This window comes from Streptomyces sp. NPDC090741 (genome assembly GCF_044769045.1).
Taxonomy (GTDB): domain Bacteria; phylum Actinomycetota; class Actinomycetes; order Streptomycetales; family Streptomycetaceae; genus Streptomyces.
The window spans coordinates 57,073-70,722 of sequence record NZ_JBIVXF010000004.1 but is presented as its reverse complement, the minus strand read 5'-3'; the positions used below and the strand labels follow the sequence as shown (position 1 = coordinate 70,722).

The window sequence follows — 13,650 nt, the reverse complement described above, 5'->3', positions numbered from 1 at the left end:
AGGCCCCGCGAGCTCACCGCTCGCGGGGCCTTCCCGCGTCTCGGAGGGGGTACGGGGTCGGGGACGGAGGGGTCGGGGGAGGGGTCAGCCGGGGCAGCCGAATTTGCGGGCCGCCCTGCGCAGGTCGTACTCGTGGATGATCGCCTTGGCCTGGCCGTACGAGAGTTCGTGCGCGCCGCGCAGCCAGCTGACCTTCTCCTCGAACCGGACGAGGGAGGGGCCGTCGTCCACGGTGCGGAGCCAGTCGGACACTTCACGACCGGTGGTCAAGGGGATTCTGTCGATCATGTTGCGGTGGGTCTGCTCGGAGAACTCTACGGACATGGGCGCCTCCGGAGGTATCGCCGTGCTGTGCTGTTCTCTTCACGCCACCGTGCCGGAGAGTTCGCCCGTTGGCAATGGCGCCGCGGCGGCGCGTAAGGTCGGCCGGGTGCTTGATACTTCGCCTCTGACCGCCGCCGTGGAACGTTTCGCCGACCGGTTGCGGGCCATGCCGCAGAGCCGTCTCCAACAGGGGGCGGCCGCCGAGGCGCTGGAGCTGGCCCGGGAGCTCTCCGTAAGGGCCCAGGCGCTGGAGGCGGCGCGGCAGGGTGCGGGGGCGGCTCCGGCGCGGGAGATGCCCGACGCGGGGGTGTTCGTGGTCGGGGACCAGGTGGCGGTGGCCGGGCTGGACCTCGCGGAGGCGCTGCGCGCCGCCGCCGAAGGACCGGCCGCCGAAGGGCCGCTGGGGTTCCCGGAAACCGCGAAGGCCCCGTCCGGGATGGCGGACGAGGCCGTACGGCTGGTGGAGCAGGCGGAAGCCAGAGCGACGCGGTGAATCAGCGCGACGCGGCGATCAGAGAGACGCGATGACGCGGTCCGCGAGGATGTAGACGTTGTTGTCCGGGTCCTGGGTGTCACCGCAGGAGAAGGTCAGGGCGTAGGCGCCCGAGATGCCGGAGCCGCCCAGCAGGACCGGCGCGGTGCCCGAGCGCAGTGCCTCGGCGAGGCGCTCCGCCGTCTCCCGGTGGCCCGGGGTCATGCACAGCGTGGTGCCGTCGGTGAAGACGTACACGTCGAGCGTGCCCAGCGGGCCCGGGCGGACGTCCGCGAGGGCCGTACGGGCCTCCGCGAGCTCCTCCAGGCGCGAGACGGTGCGCTCGTGGTCGGCGCCGGGGGCCGGGGCCTGGACCGGTACGAAGTCGGGGTGCGAGGGGTGGCGCCGGCGGGCGGCGGCCAGCGCGGCCGAATCCTCGGGGTAGTCGTCGGCGGCTTCGTCGCCGAGCACCGGCTCCAGACCCACCAGGTCGGCCTGGCGGGGCAGGAAGACGGCGGGGCCGTCCTCACCGAGGCCGGGCAGGAAGACGGCGGGGCCGTCCTCACCGAGGCCGGGCAGGCCGCCCAGCAGCGAAGGCGCGTCGGCGGCGTCACGGGCCTCCTGCGCGGCCCAGAAGGCCCGCGCCTCGGCGAGCTCGCGCTCGCGCTCCTCGGCCAGGGCCTCGGCCACGGCGGCTCGTATCTCGGCGGCAGGGGAATGCACGGCACTGCGGGCGTGCGGGACGGTCGTGCCGCGGGTGTGGGCGGGCGTCGCCAGCTCACCGCGGAGGGCCGTCACCTGCTTGCGCAGGCCGTGTACGGCGTGCAGCGCAGCAGCGCCCACGGTCGCGGCGGCGGCCGTGGTCAGCAGCAGGGCAAGAGACATGGCGCTCACTGACTAACTCCTGATTGATTCGATCCCCCGACTTCCTACATCAGAGTGTCCTGACCTGGGAATGGCGTGCAGTGCATTACGTCACGAATTGGACAGGGCTTTGGTCACATACAGACCCTGTAAAAGTGCCCTGACCTGCGTAAATGCCAAACCCCCAGGACAAAGGTCACATCCTGGGGGAGATTCGGTCACAGGTCGGCCGCGACGGGATTAGATTCGGCGTCAGTACGCCGCAAGGGATCAAGCGGATCCCTTGCGGCGTCTGGACGAAGTCTCCGTAAAGACTTAGCTCAGGCGCTCGATGACCATCGCCATGCCCTGGCCGCCCCCGACACACATCGTTTCGAGACCGAACTGCTTGTCGTGGAACTGGAGGCTGTTGATCAGCGTGCCGGTGATGCGGGCGCCGGTCATCCCGAACGGGTGACCGACGGCGATGGCGCCACCGTTGACGTTCAGCTTCTCCAGCGGGATCTCCAGGTCCCGGTACGACGGGATGACCTGGGCCGCGAAGGCCTCGTTGATCTCGAACAGGTCGATGTCGCCGACGGTCAGGCCGGCGCGCTTCAGGGCCTGCTTCGACGCCTCGACCGGGCCGAGGCCCATGATCTCGGGGGAGAGGCCGGTGACGCCGGTGGAGACGATCCGGGCCAGCGGGGTCAGGCCCAGCTCCCGCGCCTTGGTGTCGCTCATGATGACCAGCGCGGCGGCGCCGTCGTTGAGCGGGCAGCAGTTGGCGGCCGTGATCAGGCCGTCGGGGCGGAAGACGGGCTTGAGGCCCTGGACGCCCTCCAGGGTGACGCCGGCGCGCGGGCCGTCGTCCGCGGAGACGACGGTGCCGTCCGGGGTGGTGACCGGGGTGATCTCCCGCTCCCAGAAGCCGTTCTTGATGGCGGCCTCGGCGAGGTTCTGCGAGCGGACGCCGAACTCGTCCATGTCCTGGCGGGTCACGCCCTTGATCCGGGCCAGGTTCTCGGCGGTCTGCCCCATCGCGATGTAGGCGTCGGGGACGAGGCCGTCCTCGCGCGGGTCCTGCCACGAGGAGCCCTCGCTCTGCGCGACGGCGGCCGTACGGGCCTCCGCGTCGGCGAAGAACGGGTTGTGGGTGTCGGGCCAGGAGTCGGAGTTGCCCTTGGCGAAGCGCGAGACCATCTCGACACCGGCCGAGATGAAGACGTCGCCCTCGCCCGCCTTGATGGCGTGCAGCGCCATGCGGGAGGTCTGGAGGGAGGAGGAGCAGTAGCGCGTGATCGTGGTGCCGGGCAGGAAGTCCATGCCCATCTGCACGGCGACGATCCGGCCGAGGTTGTTGCCCTGCTCGCCGCCCGGGAGGCCGCAGCCCAGCATCAGGTCGTCGATCTGGCGCGGGTCCAGCTCGGGGACCTTGGCGAGGGCGGCCTGGATGATCGTGGCGGTCAGGTCGTCCGGGCGCACGTCCTTGAGGGACCCCTTGAAGGCGCGCCCGATGGGGGAGCGGGCGGTGGAAACGATGACTGCTTCGGGCATCGGGGCTCCAAGGGGGGTGAGTTGCGGCTCGTTGCGGGACCGCAAGCGAAGTTACCGGCCCGTACGGTCGAGGTCACCGACTTGGGCATGTGATGCCGGTCGCTCCGCGGGTGGAACGCGTGGGGACCGTGCTTCTGTTCCGGGCCCTCGGACCCCGGGTGCCGGGCTCCGCCCGGACCCGCGCCTCGAACGCCGGCGGTGCTGGACGCGCCCGGCGACGCGGAACGGCGCACGGGCCGCGCCAGGCGCCCCGCCGGGCGGCTGGACGGCGCGATCCGGGCACCCGGTCCCGGCGTGCGCGGGTCCGGGCAGCGGGGACGGCCCCGGGCGCCGGGGCCGCCGCCGCGCGTCTCAGCTCGCGGACGGGGAGTCGGCTCGGGGCGGCAGGGCCGTGCCCGACGGCTGGGGGGTCGAGGGGGCCGCCAGGTCCTCCGCCGGGACCCGCCTGCGGCGGCGGTGCTTGAGCAGGGCCCACGGGCCGCGGGCCTGGGTGACCTCGGTGCCCGCCTGCCCGGCGGCGGCCGACGCGGCCTTCGCCACCGGCAGCATGTCCTCGTTCCGCGCCACCTCCAGGCGGTCCGACTCCGGCCACAGCGACAGGGTCGCGCACATCGTGGGCAGCACGGCCATGGCCGCCGTCGCGTAGCCCTCCGCCGACGGGTGGTACGAGTCCGGGCCGAACATCTCGCGCGGGTTCGCCGCGAATTCCGGGCCCAGCAGGTCCCCCATGGAGACCGTACGGGCTCCCAGGGCGACGACCCCTATCGTCTGGGCGGCGGCCAGCTGGCGCGAGACGCGCCGGGCCAGCCAGCGCAGCGGCTGGTACACCGGCTCGATGGTGCCCAGGTCGGGGCAGGTGCCGACCACCACTTCGGAGCCCGCGAGCCGCAGCCGGCGTACGGCCGAGGTCAGGTGGCGCACCGACTGCGTCGGCGGCATGCGCCGCGTGACGTCGTTCGCGCCGATCATGATCACGCACACGTCCGGCGGCGGCAGCTCCCCGTCCAGGAGCAGCTCCGCCTGGCGGTCGAGGTCGTCGGACATGGCCCCGGAGACGGCCACGTTGCGCAGCTCCACCGGCCGCTCGGCCACCGCCGCCAGCCCCGAGGCCAGCAGCGCGGCCGGGGTCTGTCTGGCCCGGCGCACGCCGAGCCCGGCGGCCGTGGAGTCGCCCATCATGCCGAGCCGCAGCGGCGCCTGGCCCGGTTCCGCACCGGCGGCGGCCGACCCCGCGAACTCGCTCCCGTACAGCCCGTCCGCCCGCGGCGGATCGCCGAGCCCGGTGCCCACCGTCCGCTTCGCGAACTGGACCTCCGCCAGCACCAGCCCCACGGCGGCGGCTCCGACCAGCCCGAGCCCGCCTCCGCCGTACGCCGCGCCCGCCGCGATCCGGCGGGCCGTCCTCGCTCTGGACACCCCTCGAGCCACCTCCCTTTCCCGTCCGGTCTCGATGACCTTCCTGCCCCGTAGTGCCGGTCGGCCAATCCCTTTCCGCTTAGTCTGGCGGGACCTCCCGGAGAACCCGTGGAGTCCCCTCCCTGGAGAACATGGTGCAATTCCACGACTCGATGATCAGCCTCGTCGGCAACACCCCGCTGGTGAAGCTCAACCGTGTGACCGAAGGCCTGCAGGCCACCGTCCTTGCCAAGGTCGAGTACTTCAATCCCGGTGGATCCGTGAAGGACCGGATCGCCGTCCGGATGATCGAGGCCGCCGAGCAGAGCGGTGCCCTTGAGCCCGGCGGCACCATCGTGGAGCCCACCAGCGGCAACACCGGTGTAGGACTCGCCATCGTGGCCCAGCAGAAGGGCTACAAGTGCATCTTCGTCTGCCCTGACAAGGTGTCCATGGACAAGATCAACGTGCTGCGCGCGTACGGCGCCGACGTGGTGGTCTGCCCGACGGCCGTCGACCCGGAGCACCCGGACTCGTACTACAACGTCTCCGACCGCCTCGTCCGCGAGACCCCGGGCGCCTGGAAGCCGGACCAGTACAGCAACCCGAACAACCCCCGTTCGCACTACGAGACCACCGGTCCCGAGCTGTGGGAGCAGACGGACGGGAAGATCACCCACTTCGTCGCGGGCGTCGGCACGGGCGGCACGATCTCGGGTACGGGCAACTACCTCAAGGAGGTGTCCGGCGGCAAGGTCAAGGTCATCGGCGCCGACCCCGAGGGCTCGGTCTACTCCGGCGGCTCGGGCCGCCCGTACCTGGTCGAGGGCGTCGGCGAGGACTTCTGGCCGACCGCGTACGACCCGAACGTGACGGACGAGATCATCGCGGTGTCCGACAAGGACTCCTTCCAGATGACCCGCCGCCTCGCCAAGGAGGAGGGCCTGCTCGTCGGCGGCTCCTGCGGCATGGCGGTCGTCGCGGCGCTGAAGGCCGCCGAGGGGCTCGGTCCGGACGACGTGGTCGTCGTCCTGCTGCCGGACAGCGGCCGCGGCTACATGAGCAAGATCTTCAGCGACGAGTGGATGGCGGGACACGGCTTCCTGGAGGAGGCCGGCCCCGCCGCGCGCATCGGCGACGTGCTCAGCGACAAGGAGGGCGGCATCCCCTCCCTGGTCCACATGCACCCCGAGGAGACCGTGGGCGAGGCCATCGAGGTGCTGCGCGAGTACGGCGTCTCCCAGATGCCGATCGTCAAGCCCGGCGCCGGCCACCCGGACGTCATGGCCGCCGAGGTCATCGGCTCGGTCGTGGAGAAGGAGCTGCTGGCGGCGCTGTTCGCGAAGCAGGCCTCGCTGTCGGACCCGCTGGAGAAGCACATGAGCCGGCCGCTGCCGCAGGTCGGTTCGGGCGAGCCCGTGTCGGAGCTGATGTCCGTACTGGGCGAGGCGGACGCGGCGATCGTGCTGGTCGAGGGCAAGCCGACCGGTGTGGTGAGCCGTCAGGACCTGCTGGCGTTCCTCGCGAAGGGCGCGAAGTAGCCGAAGTACCGCAAGGAATGGCCGAAGTGCCTGTCGCACAAAAGGTACGGGCCCGTCATGTGACGGCAGCACCGGCTTAACACGCCTCCGGCACAGTGGTGGTTGTCGGCAGGGAACGGAAACGTCCCGGCCGGCACCACCGAACGGCGTTGGCGTACTTCCGGAGCGGCTCCCGGACCGCGCGAACGCCACGGACGCGGACGGCCCTGACCCGGCCCGTGTCCTTCGCGGGGACCGCCGTCGTCCCGCCCCTCGCACTCGCGAGGGTGCGGCGGTCCCCGCGCACACTTCTTCCGGCGTTACTCGGCGCTGGTCGCACTACTCGGCGTCATGGCGCTACTCGGCCCGCTCGCGGGGACGCAGGCGCTTCGTCGCGTGGACGAAGTTCACGCCGAGCACGCCCGCCCAGGCGACCAGCAGGCCGCTGAACCCCGCCTGCGTTGCGCCGATGGCCGACAGCGGGATCGCCAGGACCAGCGTGATGATGGCGAAGCCGAAGCGTTGGCCGAAGCCGCCCTCCATCAAGTACGGCCCGGTGGCGTGGCCCGCGCGGGCGGCGGCCAGGCGTTCCTCGGCCAGCCGGCGCCGGATCTGCGTGTCGACCTTCTCCACGAAGGAGTCCACGAGCGCGGCCTCGTAGTCCGGCCCCAGCTCGCGCCGGGCGTCCAATGTCGCGTCGAGATCCTTCTTCAGCTCCTGGGACTCCATGCGCCCAGCGTAGGAACGGCCGGCGGCCGCGACACTGGGGTTAGCCCCCGTATCCGCCCTATCCCCTGTATCCGCCCTATCCCCCGTATCCGCGCCGCCGTCCCGCCCCGGGGCGTCTCGCGGAGCGGTCCGCGGCTTGCCGTGCTGCATAACCGCATGCAGAGTGCTCGATGACTGAATAATCACGGGGACGGAGGGGTCGGGATGAGTGACAGCCCGGCAGCGCGGCTGCAGAAGCTGTTCGAGGGGCACCGGCTGACGCCCACCCAGCGCAGGATCGCCCACTGCATGGTGCGCGGGGCGGCGGACGTGCCGTTCCTGTCGAGCGTGGAGCTCGCCGAGCTGGCCGGGGTGAGCCAGCCCTCGGTGACCCGGTTCGCGGTGGCGCTCGGCTTCGACGGTTATCCGGCGCTGCGCCGGCACCTGCGCGAGGTGGCGCCCGCCGAGCGCGCCGCCGCGGCCGCGCAGGAGGACGCGTACAACGAGTACCAGCAGGCCGTCCAGGGCGAGATCGAGAACCTGCGGCAGCTGTCGGCCATGCTCGCCGACCCGTCGCCGGTCGAGGAGGCGGGGCGGGTGCTGGCCGCCTCCAGCCCGCTGCCCGTACTGGGGCTGCGGGCGGCGTCCTCGCAGGCGCGCGGGTTCGCGTACTTCGCCGCCAAGGTGCATCCGGACGTACGGCTCTTCGACGAGGGCGGCTCGATGCTCGCCGACCGGATCGACGCGGCCGCGGGGGCGGGCGCTTCGGCGCTGCTGTGCTTCGCGCTGCCGCGGTATCCGCGGGAGGTGGCGGAGGCGCTGGACCACGCGCGGGAGGCGGGGCTGAAGGTGGTGACGGTCGCCGACTCGGCCTTCGCGCCCGTGGCCCGCTCCTCGGACCTGCTGATCCCGGCGCCGGTCGGCACGGGCCTGGCCTTCGACACGGCGTGCGCGCCGATGCTGCTGGGCCGGGTCCTCCTGGAGGCGATGGCGGACGCCCTCCCCGACGCCCAGGCCCGCCTGGAAGCCTTCGACGCCCGCGCGGCGTCCCGCGGCCTGTTCGTGGAGTGACGGCCGGCGTCCGCGGCTCTTGAGGCGCGGGCTCGCGGCTACAGCAGGGCGTCGCGGAGGGGGCCGCCGGATTCGGCGACGATCTCCGTGAGGGACTGGGCGGGGCGGACCTCCGCGAAGCGGACCCGGGCCTGCGGGGTGACCGTGAAGCCGTGCACCGCCGGGCGCGGGAGGCTGTTGTAGCCGTAGTGGGCGGTGAAGAAGTACGCGCCGGTGTCCGGGACGCCGATCAGGTCGCCCGGGGCCAGCGGCGGCAGCTCCCTGGCCGTCGCCAGGAGGTCACCCGCGAAGCAGGCCGGCCCGGCCACGTCCTGGGGGACCGGGTCGCCGTCCTTCGGGGCCCCCTTCGCGTCGTACGGCAGGATCCGCAGCGGCCACTCCGCCGGGGCGTACACCGTGCGGGTCGCCAACTGCACCCCCGCGTGGGTGAGCGCGATCGGCCGGGCCCCCGTGGTCTTGGTGTACTCGACCCGAGCCAGCACCAGCCCGTGCTTGGCCAGCAGCGACCGGCCGAACTCCGTCACCAGCCCGTACCCGCCGTCGAAGAGCGCGGGCACCGCCTCGCGCAGCGCGCCGACGTACTGCGCGTACGTCGGACTCTCCTCGTCCGAGGCGAAGTTCACCGGCAGGCCGCCCCCGATGTCGAGAGTGTCGACCTGGCGGCGCCCCACCGCCGCGTTGATCTCCTCGGCCAGCGCGTGGAGGTCGCGGACCCCCTCCGCGATCAGGGAGAGGGGGACGCCCTGGGAGCCCGAGTGGATGTGCAGCCGGGTCAGCCACGGGCGGTCCGCGTAGGCCCGCACCAGCCGGGCACGGGCTCCCGGGTCGCGCAGGGCGATGCCGAACTTCGAGGTCGCCGTGGCCGTGGACAGGGCGTCGATGGCGCCCGCCCCGGTCTGGGGGTTGATCCGTACGCCGATCGGGGAGCGGGTCGGGCCGGCGCCGGCCAGCGCGTCGAGCCGTTCCAGTTCCTGGAGGTTGTCGGCGTTGACGGCGACGCCCAGCGCCAGGGCCTCGCGCAGCTCGGCCGCCGTCTTGGCGGGGGAGTCCAGCACGGTCCGCCCGGCCGGCACCCCGGCCGCGCGGGCCAGCGCCAGCTCCCCGGGGCCGGCCACCTCGCAGCCGATCCCGGCGTCCGCCAGCAGCCGCAGCACCGGCACGAGCGGGCAGGCCTTCACCGCGAAGGCGTGCAGAACGGGGGTGCCGGGCGGCAGGGCGGCCGCGAAGGCGTCGGTCAGGGCGGCGGCGGAGGCCCGGATCCCGGCCGTGTCCAGCAGACAGACCAGCGGCGGCACGTCGTCGGCCCCGCCGACGAGTCCCTGCTCCACGGCGGCCCGTACGGCCAGGTCCCGGCGCCCGGCGGCGCCCTGCGCGTGCATCTCGGCAGCCATGTCCGCCAGCCAATCATCCGGCGGGTCGGCCCGCAGCTGTTGACTGAATCTATTCAGGAAGTCAGGATGTGAATAGATTTCCCAACATCGGAGGAGGCACCGCCATGTCAGGACCCCGCCCCGTACGTGCTGCGCGAGGCACCGAGCTCAGCACCCTGGGATGGCAGCAGGAAGCCGCCCTCCGGATGCTCCAGAACAACCTCGACCCCGAGGTCGCCGAGCACCCCGACAAGCTCGTCGTCTACGGCGGCACCGGCAAGGCGGCCCGCGACTGGCGCTCCTTCGACGCGATGGTCCGCACCCTGCGCACCCTCAAGCAGGACGAGACGATGCTCGTCCAGTCCGGCCGCCCGGTCGGCGTGATGCAGACCCACGAGTGGGCGCCGCGCGTCCTGCTCGCCAACTCCAACCTGGTCGGCGACTGGGCCAACTGGGAGGAGTTCCGCCGCCTGGAGGCCCTCGGCCTGACCATGTACGGCCAGATGACCGCCGGTTCCTGGATCTACATCGGCACCCAGGGCATCCTCCAGGGCACGTACGAGACCTTCGCGGCCGTCGCGGCCAAGAAGTTCGACGGGACCCTCGCCGGCACCATCACCCTCACCGCCGGCCTCGGCGGCATGGGCGGCGCCCAGCCCCTCGCCGTGACGATGAACGACGGCGTCGCGATCTGCATCGACGTCGACCCGCGCGCCATCGAGCGCCGCATCGAGCACCGCTACCTCGACGTCAAGGCCGACAACCTCCGCCACGCCCTCCAGCTGGCCGTCGAGGCCCGCGACGCCCGCAAGCCGCTCTCCATCGGCCTCCTCGGCAACGCCGCCGAGCTGCTCCCGCAGATGCTCGCCGAGGGCGCCCCGATCGACATCGTCACGGACCAGACGAGCGCCCACGACCCGCTCGCGTACCTCCCCGTAGGCGTCGACCTCGACGACATGGCGGCGTTCGCGGCCAAGGACCCGGCCGGGTTCACCACCCGCGCCCGCGAGTCCATGGCGAAGCACGTCGAGGCCATGGTCGGTTTCATGGACGCGGGCGCCGAGGTCTTCGACTACGGCAACTCCATCCGCGGCGAGGCCCAGATCGCCGGCTACGACCGCGCGTTCGCCTTCCCCGGCTTCGTCCCGGCGTACATCCGCCCCCTCTTCTGCGAGGGCAAGGGCCCCTTCCGCTGGGCGGCCCTGTCCGGCGAGGCCTCGGACATCCACAAGACCGACAAGGCGATGCTGGAGCTCTTCCCCGAGAACGAGTCCCTCCACCGCTGGATCAAGATGGCCGGCGAGCGCGTCCACTTCCAGGGCCTGCCGGCGCGCATCTGCTGGCTCGGCTACGGCGAGCGCGACAAGGCCGGCGAGCGCTTCAACGAGATGGTGGCCGACGGCACCCTCGCCGCCCCGCTGGCCATCGGCCGCGACCACCTCGACTGCGGCTCCGTCGCCTCCCCGTACCGCGAGACCGAGGCCATGCTCGACGGCTCCGACGCGATCGCCGACTGGCCGCTGCTCAACGCCATGGTCAACGTCGCCTCCGGCGCCTCCTGGGTCTCGATCCACCACGGCGGCGGCGTCGGCATGGGCCGCTCGATCCACGCGGGCCAGGTCACCGTCGCCGACGGCACCAAGCTCGCGGGCGAGAAGATCCGCCGCGTGCTCACCAACGACCCCGGCATGGGCGTCATCCGCCACGTCGACGCGGGCTACGACATCGCCGAGTCGGTGGCGGACGAGCGCGGCGTCCGCGTCCCCATGCGCGAGGGCGACGACGCGTGAGCGACAACCCCGCCGGGGCGGCCTCGTTCCACAGCATGTGGAACGAGCTCGCCCCCATCGGTCGCAACGCCGAATCGGGCGGCTACCGCCGCTACGCATGGACCGGGGCCGACGCCGACTGCCGGACCTGGTTCCAGGCCCAGGCCGAGGCCCGCGGCCTCGCGTACGAGACCGACCGCAACGGCAACCAGTGGGCCTGGCTCGGCGCCGACACGTATGAAGACGTCCTCCCCGGTGACGCCGTCGTCACCGGCTCCCACCTGGACTCCGTGCCCGACGGCGGCGCCTTCGACGGCCCCCTCGGCGTGGTGTCCTCCTTCGCGGCCCTGGACGAACTCCGCAGGAGGGGCGCGGAGCTCGCCAGGCCGATCGCCATCACCAACTTCGGCGACGAGGAAGGGGCCCGCTTCGGCCTCGCCTGCGTCGGCTCCCGGCTCGCCGCCGGGCAGCTGACGAAGGAGAAGGCGTACGAGCTCCGCGACGCCGACGGGATCAGCCTGCCCCAGGCCATGGAGGCCGCCGGGTACGACCCCCAGGCCATCGGGGCCGACCCCGAGCGCCTCGCCCGCATCGGCGCCTTCGTCGAGCTCCACGTCGAGCAGGGCCGGGCCCTGGACCTGTCCGGCGACGCCGTCGGCATCGCGTCCGCGATCTGGCCGCACGGCCGCTGGCGCTTCGACTTCCGCGGCGAGGCCAACCACGCCGGCACCACCCGTCTCGTGGACCGCCGCGACCCGATGCTCACGTACGCGTCGACCGTCCTGGCCGCCCGTACCGAGGCGGCCCTCGCCGGAGCCGTCGCGACCTTCGGCAAGATCTCGGTCGAGCCGAACGGCGTCAACGCCATCCCCTCGCTGGTGCGCGGCTGGCTCGACTCCCGCGCCGCCGACCAGGCGACGCTGGACACCGTGGTCACCGCCATCGAGAAGGCCGCCCGCGAGCGCGCCGACCAGGACGGCATCGACCTGGCCGTCGTACGGGAGTCCTTCACCCCGGTCGTCGAGTTCGAGCACGCACTGCGCGACGAGATGAACCGCATCCTCGGCGGCTGCGTCCCCGTCCTGGGCACCGGGGCGGGACACGACGCCGGAATCCTCTCCGCCGCCGTCCCGACCGCGATGCTGTTCGTACGGAACCCCACCGGGGTCTCCCACTCCCCGCGGGAGTTCGCCCCCGAGGACGACTGCGTGGCCGGTGTCCTCGCGCTGGCCGACGTACTGGAAGGACTGGCCTGCCGGTGAAGACGTACTGGTTGGAACACGCCTGGCTCGGCACGCACGTCGAGCCGGGCGTCGCCCTCGAAGTGGGCGCGGACGGCCGGATCGGCGCCCTGCGGACCGGGGTCGAGACCCCGCCGCCGGGGGCCGAGGTACTGCGCGGCCTGACCGTCCCGGGGCTCGCCAACGCGCACTCCCACGCCTTCCACCGGGCGCTGCGCTCGCTGGTGCAGGTGGGTTCCGGGACCTTCTGGACCTGGCGCGAGTTCATGTACCAGGTCGCCCAGAACCTCACCCCCGAGACGTACTTCGCGCTCGCGCGCGCGGTGTACGCGGAGATGGCGCTGGCCGGCATCACCAACGTCGGCGAGTTCCACTACGTGCACCACGCGCGTGGCGGCGCTCCGTACGCCGACCCCAACGCCATGGGCGAGGCGCTGATCGAGGCGGCCGCGGCGGCCGGCATCCGGATCACGCTGCTGGACACGGCGTACCTGTCGTCGGGCTTCGGCGAGGCTCCGAACCCGCACCAGCTGCGCTTCTCGGACGGGACGGCCGACGCCTGGGCCGAGCGGGTCTCGGCCCTCAAGCCGCGCGGGCACGCGCTGATCGGGGCGGCGATCCACTCCGTACGCGCCGTGCCGGCGGACCAGCTGGCCACCGTCGCCCGCTGGGCGCAGGAGCGGCAGGCCCCGCTGCACGTCCACCTCTCCGAGCAGACCGCCGAGAACGAGGCCTGCCAGGCCGCGCACGGGCGCACCCCGACGCAGCTGCTGGCCGACCACGGGGTGCTCGGCCCGCGGACCACCGGGGTCCACAACACGCACCTGACGGACGGGGACATCGCGCTGCTGGGCGGTACGACGACCGGTACGTGCATGTGCCCCACGACGGAGCGGGACCTCGCCGACGGCATCGGCCCGGCCGGGCGGCTCCAGCACGCGGGCAGCCCGCTCTCGCTGGGCAGCGACAGCCATGCGGTGATCGACCTCCTGGAGGAGGCCCGCGCGATGGAGCTCGACGAGCGGCTGCGGAGCCGGACCCGGGGGCACTGGACGGCGAACGCGCTGCTGACGGCGGCGACGGCCGATGGCCATGCCGCCCTTGGCCTCGCCGACGCGGGGCGCCTGGAGGCGGGTGCGCTCGCGGACTTCACCACGATCGCGCTGGACTCCGTCCGTACGGCGGGGCCGCTGCCGCGACTCGGTGCCGAGACCGCGGTCTTCGCCGCCACCGCATCGGACGTCCGCCACACGGTGGTCGGCGGCCGCCACATCGTCCGCGACGGCGCCCACACCCTGGTCCCCGACGTCCCGTCGGCCCTGGCCGAATCGATCGCAGCCCTCCGCGGCTGACGCTGTCGTCGGAACGAACCCGAAGGGA

At 72.8% G+C, this 13,650-nt stretch carries 12 protein-coding genes; 6 read left to right on the top strand and 6 right to left on the bottom strand.

The window, feature by feature from the left end; all coding sequences use genetic code 11:
* Window positions 1-84: 84 nt before the first annotated feature.
* Window positions 85-324: a DUF4287 domain-containing protein gene (locus tag ACIQU4_RS12440; protein ID WP_403728639.1), complete on the bottom strand. Its 240-nt coding sequence runs from the start codon at window positions 322-324 to the stop codon at window positions 85-87.
* A 106-nt stretch (window positions 325-430) separates the two neighbouring features.
* Here ACIQU4_RS12440 and ACIQU4_RS12435 point away from each other — a divergent pair, with 106 nt between their 5' ends.
* Complete coding sequence (locus ACIQU4_RS12435) at window positions 431-817, top strand: hypothetical protein (protein WP_403728638.1); 387 nt, start codon at window positions 431-433, stop codon at window positions 815-817.
* Between the two features lie 18 nt (window positions 818-835).
* Here ACIQU4_RS12435 and ACIQU4_RS12430 read toward each other — a convergent pair whose 3' ends face one another.
* The 3 genes from ACIQU4_RS12430 to ACIQU4_RS12420 form a co-directional block, all read right to left on the bottom strand.
* Window positions 836-1,681: a hypothetical protein gene (locus ACIQU4_RS12430; RefSeq protein WP_403729577.1), complete on the bottom strand. Its 846-nt coding sequence runs from the start codon at window positions 1,679-1,681 to the stop codon at window positions 836-838.
* A gap of 294 nt (window positions 1,682-1,975) precedes the next feature.
* A complete protein-coding gene (locus ACIQU4_RS12425; RefSeq protein ID WP_403728636.1) occupies window positions 1,976-3,196 on the bottom strand; it encodes an acetyl-CoA C-acetyltransferase in 1,221 nt (406 codons plus the stop codon).
* A 351-nt stretch (window positions 3,197-3,547) separates the two neighbouring features.
* Window positions 3,548-4,612: an SGNH/GDSL hydrolase family protein gene (locus ACIQU4_RS12420; RefSeq protein ID WP_403728634.1), complete on the bottom strand. Its 1,065-nt coding sequence runs from the start codon at window positions 4,610-4,612 to the stop codon at window positions 3,548-3,550.
* Window positions 4,613-4,746: 134 nt separating this feature from the next.
* Here ACIQU4_RS12420 and ACIQU4_RS12415 point away from each other — a divergent pair, with 134 nt between their 5' ends.
* Window positions 4,747-6,132, top strand: coding sequence for a cystathionine beta-synthase (locus ACIQU4_RS12415; RefSeq protein ID WP_403729575.1), 1,386 nt, complete (start codon window positions 4,747-4,749; stop codon window positions 6,130-6,132).
* Between the two features lie 336 nt (window positions 6,133-6,468).
* On the opposite strand, the gene ACIQU4_RS12410 is transcribed toward ACIQU4_RS12415, so the two are convergent.
* Window positions 6,469-6,840 carry a hypothetical protein gene (locus tag ACIQU4_RS12410; protein ID WP_403728632.1) on the bottom strand — a complete coding sequence of 124 codons (372 nt, stop codon included), beginning with the start codon at window positions 6,838-6,840 and terminating at the stop codon, window positions 6,469-6,471.
* A 204-nt stretch (window positions 6,841-7,044) separates the two neighbouring features.
* Between ACIQU4_RS12410 and ACIQU4_RS12405 the strand changes: the two genes are divergently transcribed.
* The gene (locus ACIQU4_RS12405; RefSeq protein ID WP_403728630.1) at window positions 7,045-7,890 is read left to right on the top strand and encodes a MurR/RpiR family transcriptional regulator; all 846 of its coding nucleotides are present in this window, start codon (window positions 7,045-7,047) and stop codon (window positions 7,888-7,890) included.
* 38 nt (window positions 7,891-7,928) lie between these two features.
* Here ACIQU4_RS12405 and ACIQU4_RS12400 read toward each other — a convergent pair whose 3' ends face one another.
* Window positions 7,929-9,281, bottom strand: coding sequence for a diaminopimelate decarboxylase (locus ACIQU4_RS12400; protein WP_403728628.1), 1,353 nt, complete (start codon window positions 9,279-9,281; stop codon window positions 7,929-7,931).
* Window positions 9,282-9,385: 104 nt separating this feature from the next.
* Here ACIQU4_RS12400 and hutU point away from each other — a divergent pair, with 104 nt between their 5' ends.
* Genes hutU through ACIQU4_RS12385 form a run of 3 tightly spaced genes read left to right on the top strand, consistent with a single transcriptional unit; the run spans window position 9,386 to window position 13,622 of the window.
* Window positions 9,386-11,050 carry a urocanate hydratase gene (hutU, locus tag ACIQU4_RS12395; RefSeq protein ID WP_403728627.1) on the top strand — a complete coding sequence of 555 codons (1,665 nt, stop codon included), beginning with the start codon at window positions 9,386-9,388 and terminating at the stop codon, window positions 11,048-11,050.
* Window positions 11,051-11,085: 35 nt separating this feature from the next.
* Window positions 11,086-12,291 carry an allantoate amidohydrolase gene (locus ACIQU4_RS12390; RefSeq protein WP_403729573.1) on the top strand — a complete coding sequence of 402 codons (1,206 nt, stop codon included), beginning with the start codon at window positions 11,086-11,088 and terminating at the stop codon, window positions 12,289-12,291.
* A complete protein-coding gene (locus tag ACIQU4_RS12385) occupies window positions 12,282-13,622 on the top strand; it encodes a formimidoylglutamate deiminase (protein WP_403729570.1) in 1,341 nt (446 codons plus the stop codon). The genes ACIQU4_RS12390 and ACIQU4_RS12385 overlap by 10 nt, the downstream gene beginning before the upstream one ends.
* Window positions 13,623-13,650: the final 28 nt, after the last annotated feature.

Bases quoted from the DNA above. Each gene is read 5' to 3' on its own strand.
- ACIQU4_RS12390 (WP_403729573.1), top strand. From the start codon at position 11,086: ATGTGGAACGAGCTCGCCCCCATCGGTCGCAACGCCGAATCGGGCGGC.
- ACIQU4_RS12410 (WP_403728632.1), bottom strand. From the start codon at position 6,840: ATGGAGTCCCAGGAGCTGAAGAAGGATCTCGACGCGACATTGGACGCC.
- ACIQU4_RS12430 (WP_403729577.1), bottom strand. From the start codon at position 1,681: ATGTCTCTTGCCCTGCTGCTGACCACGGCCGCCGCCGCGACCGTGGGC.
- ACIQU4_RS12440 (WP_403728639.1), bottom strand. From the start codon at position 324: ATGTCCGTAGAGTTCTCCGAGCAGACCCACCGCAACATGATCGACAGA.
- ACIQU4_RS12425 (WP_403728636.1), bottom strand. From the start codon at position 3,196: ATGCCCGAAGCAGTCATCGTTTCCACCGCCCGCTCCCCCATCGGGCGC.
- ACIQU4_RS12400 (WP_403728628.1), bottom strand. From the start codon at position 9,281: ATGGCTGCCGAGATGCACGCGCAGGGCGCCGCCGGGCGCCGGGACCTG.
- hutU (WP_403728627.1), top strand. From the start codon at position 9,386: ATGTCAGGACCCCGCCCCGTACGTGCTGCGCGAGGCACCGAGCTCAGC.
- ACIQU4_RS12405 (WP_403728630.1), top strand. From the start codon at position 7,045: ATGAGTGACAGCCCGGCAGCGCGGCTGCAGAAGCTGTTCGAGGGGCAC.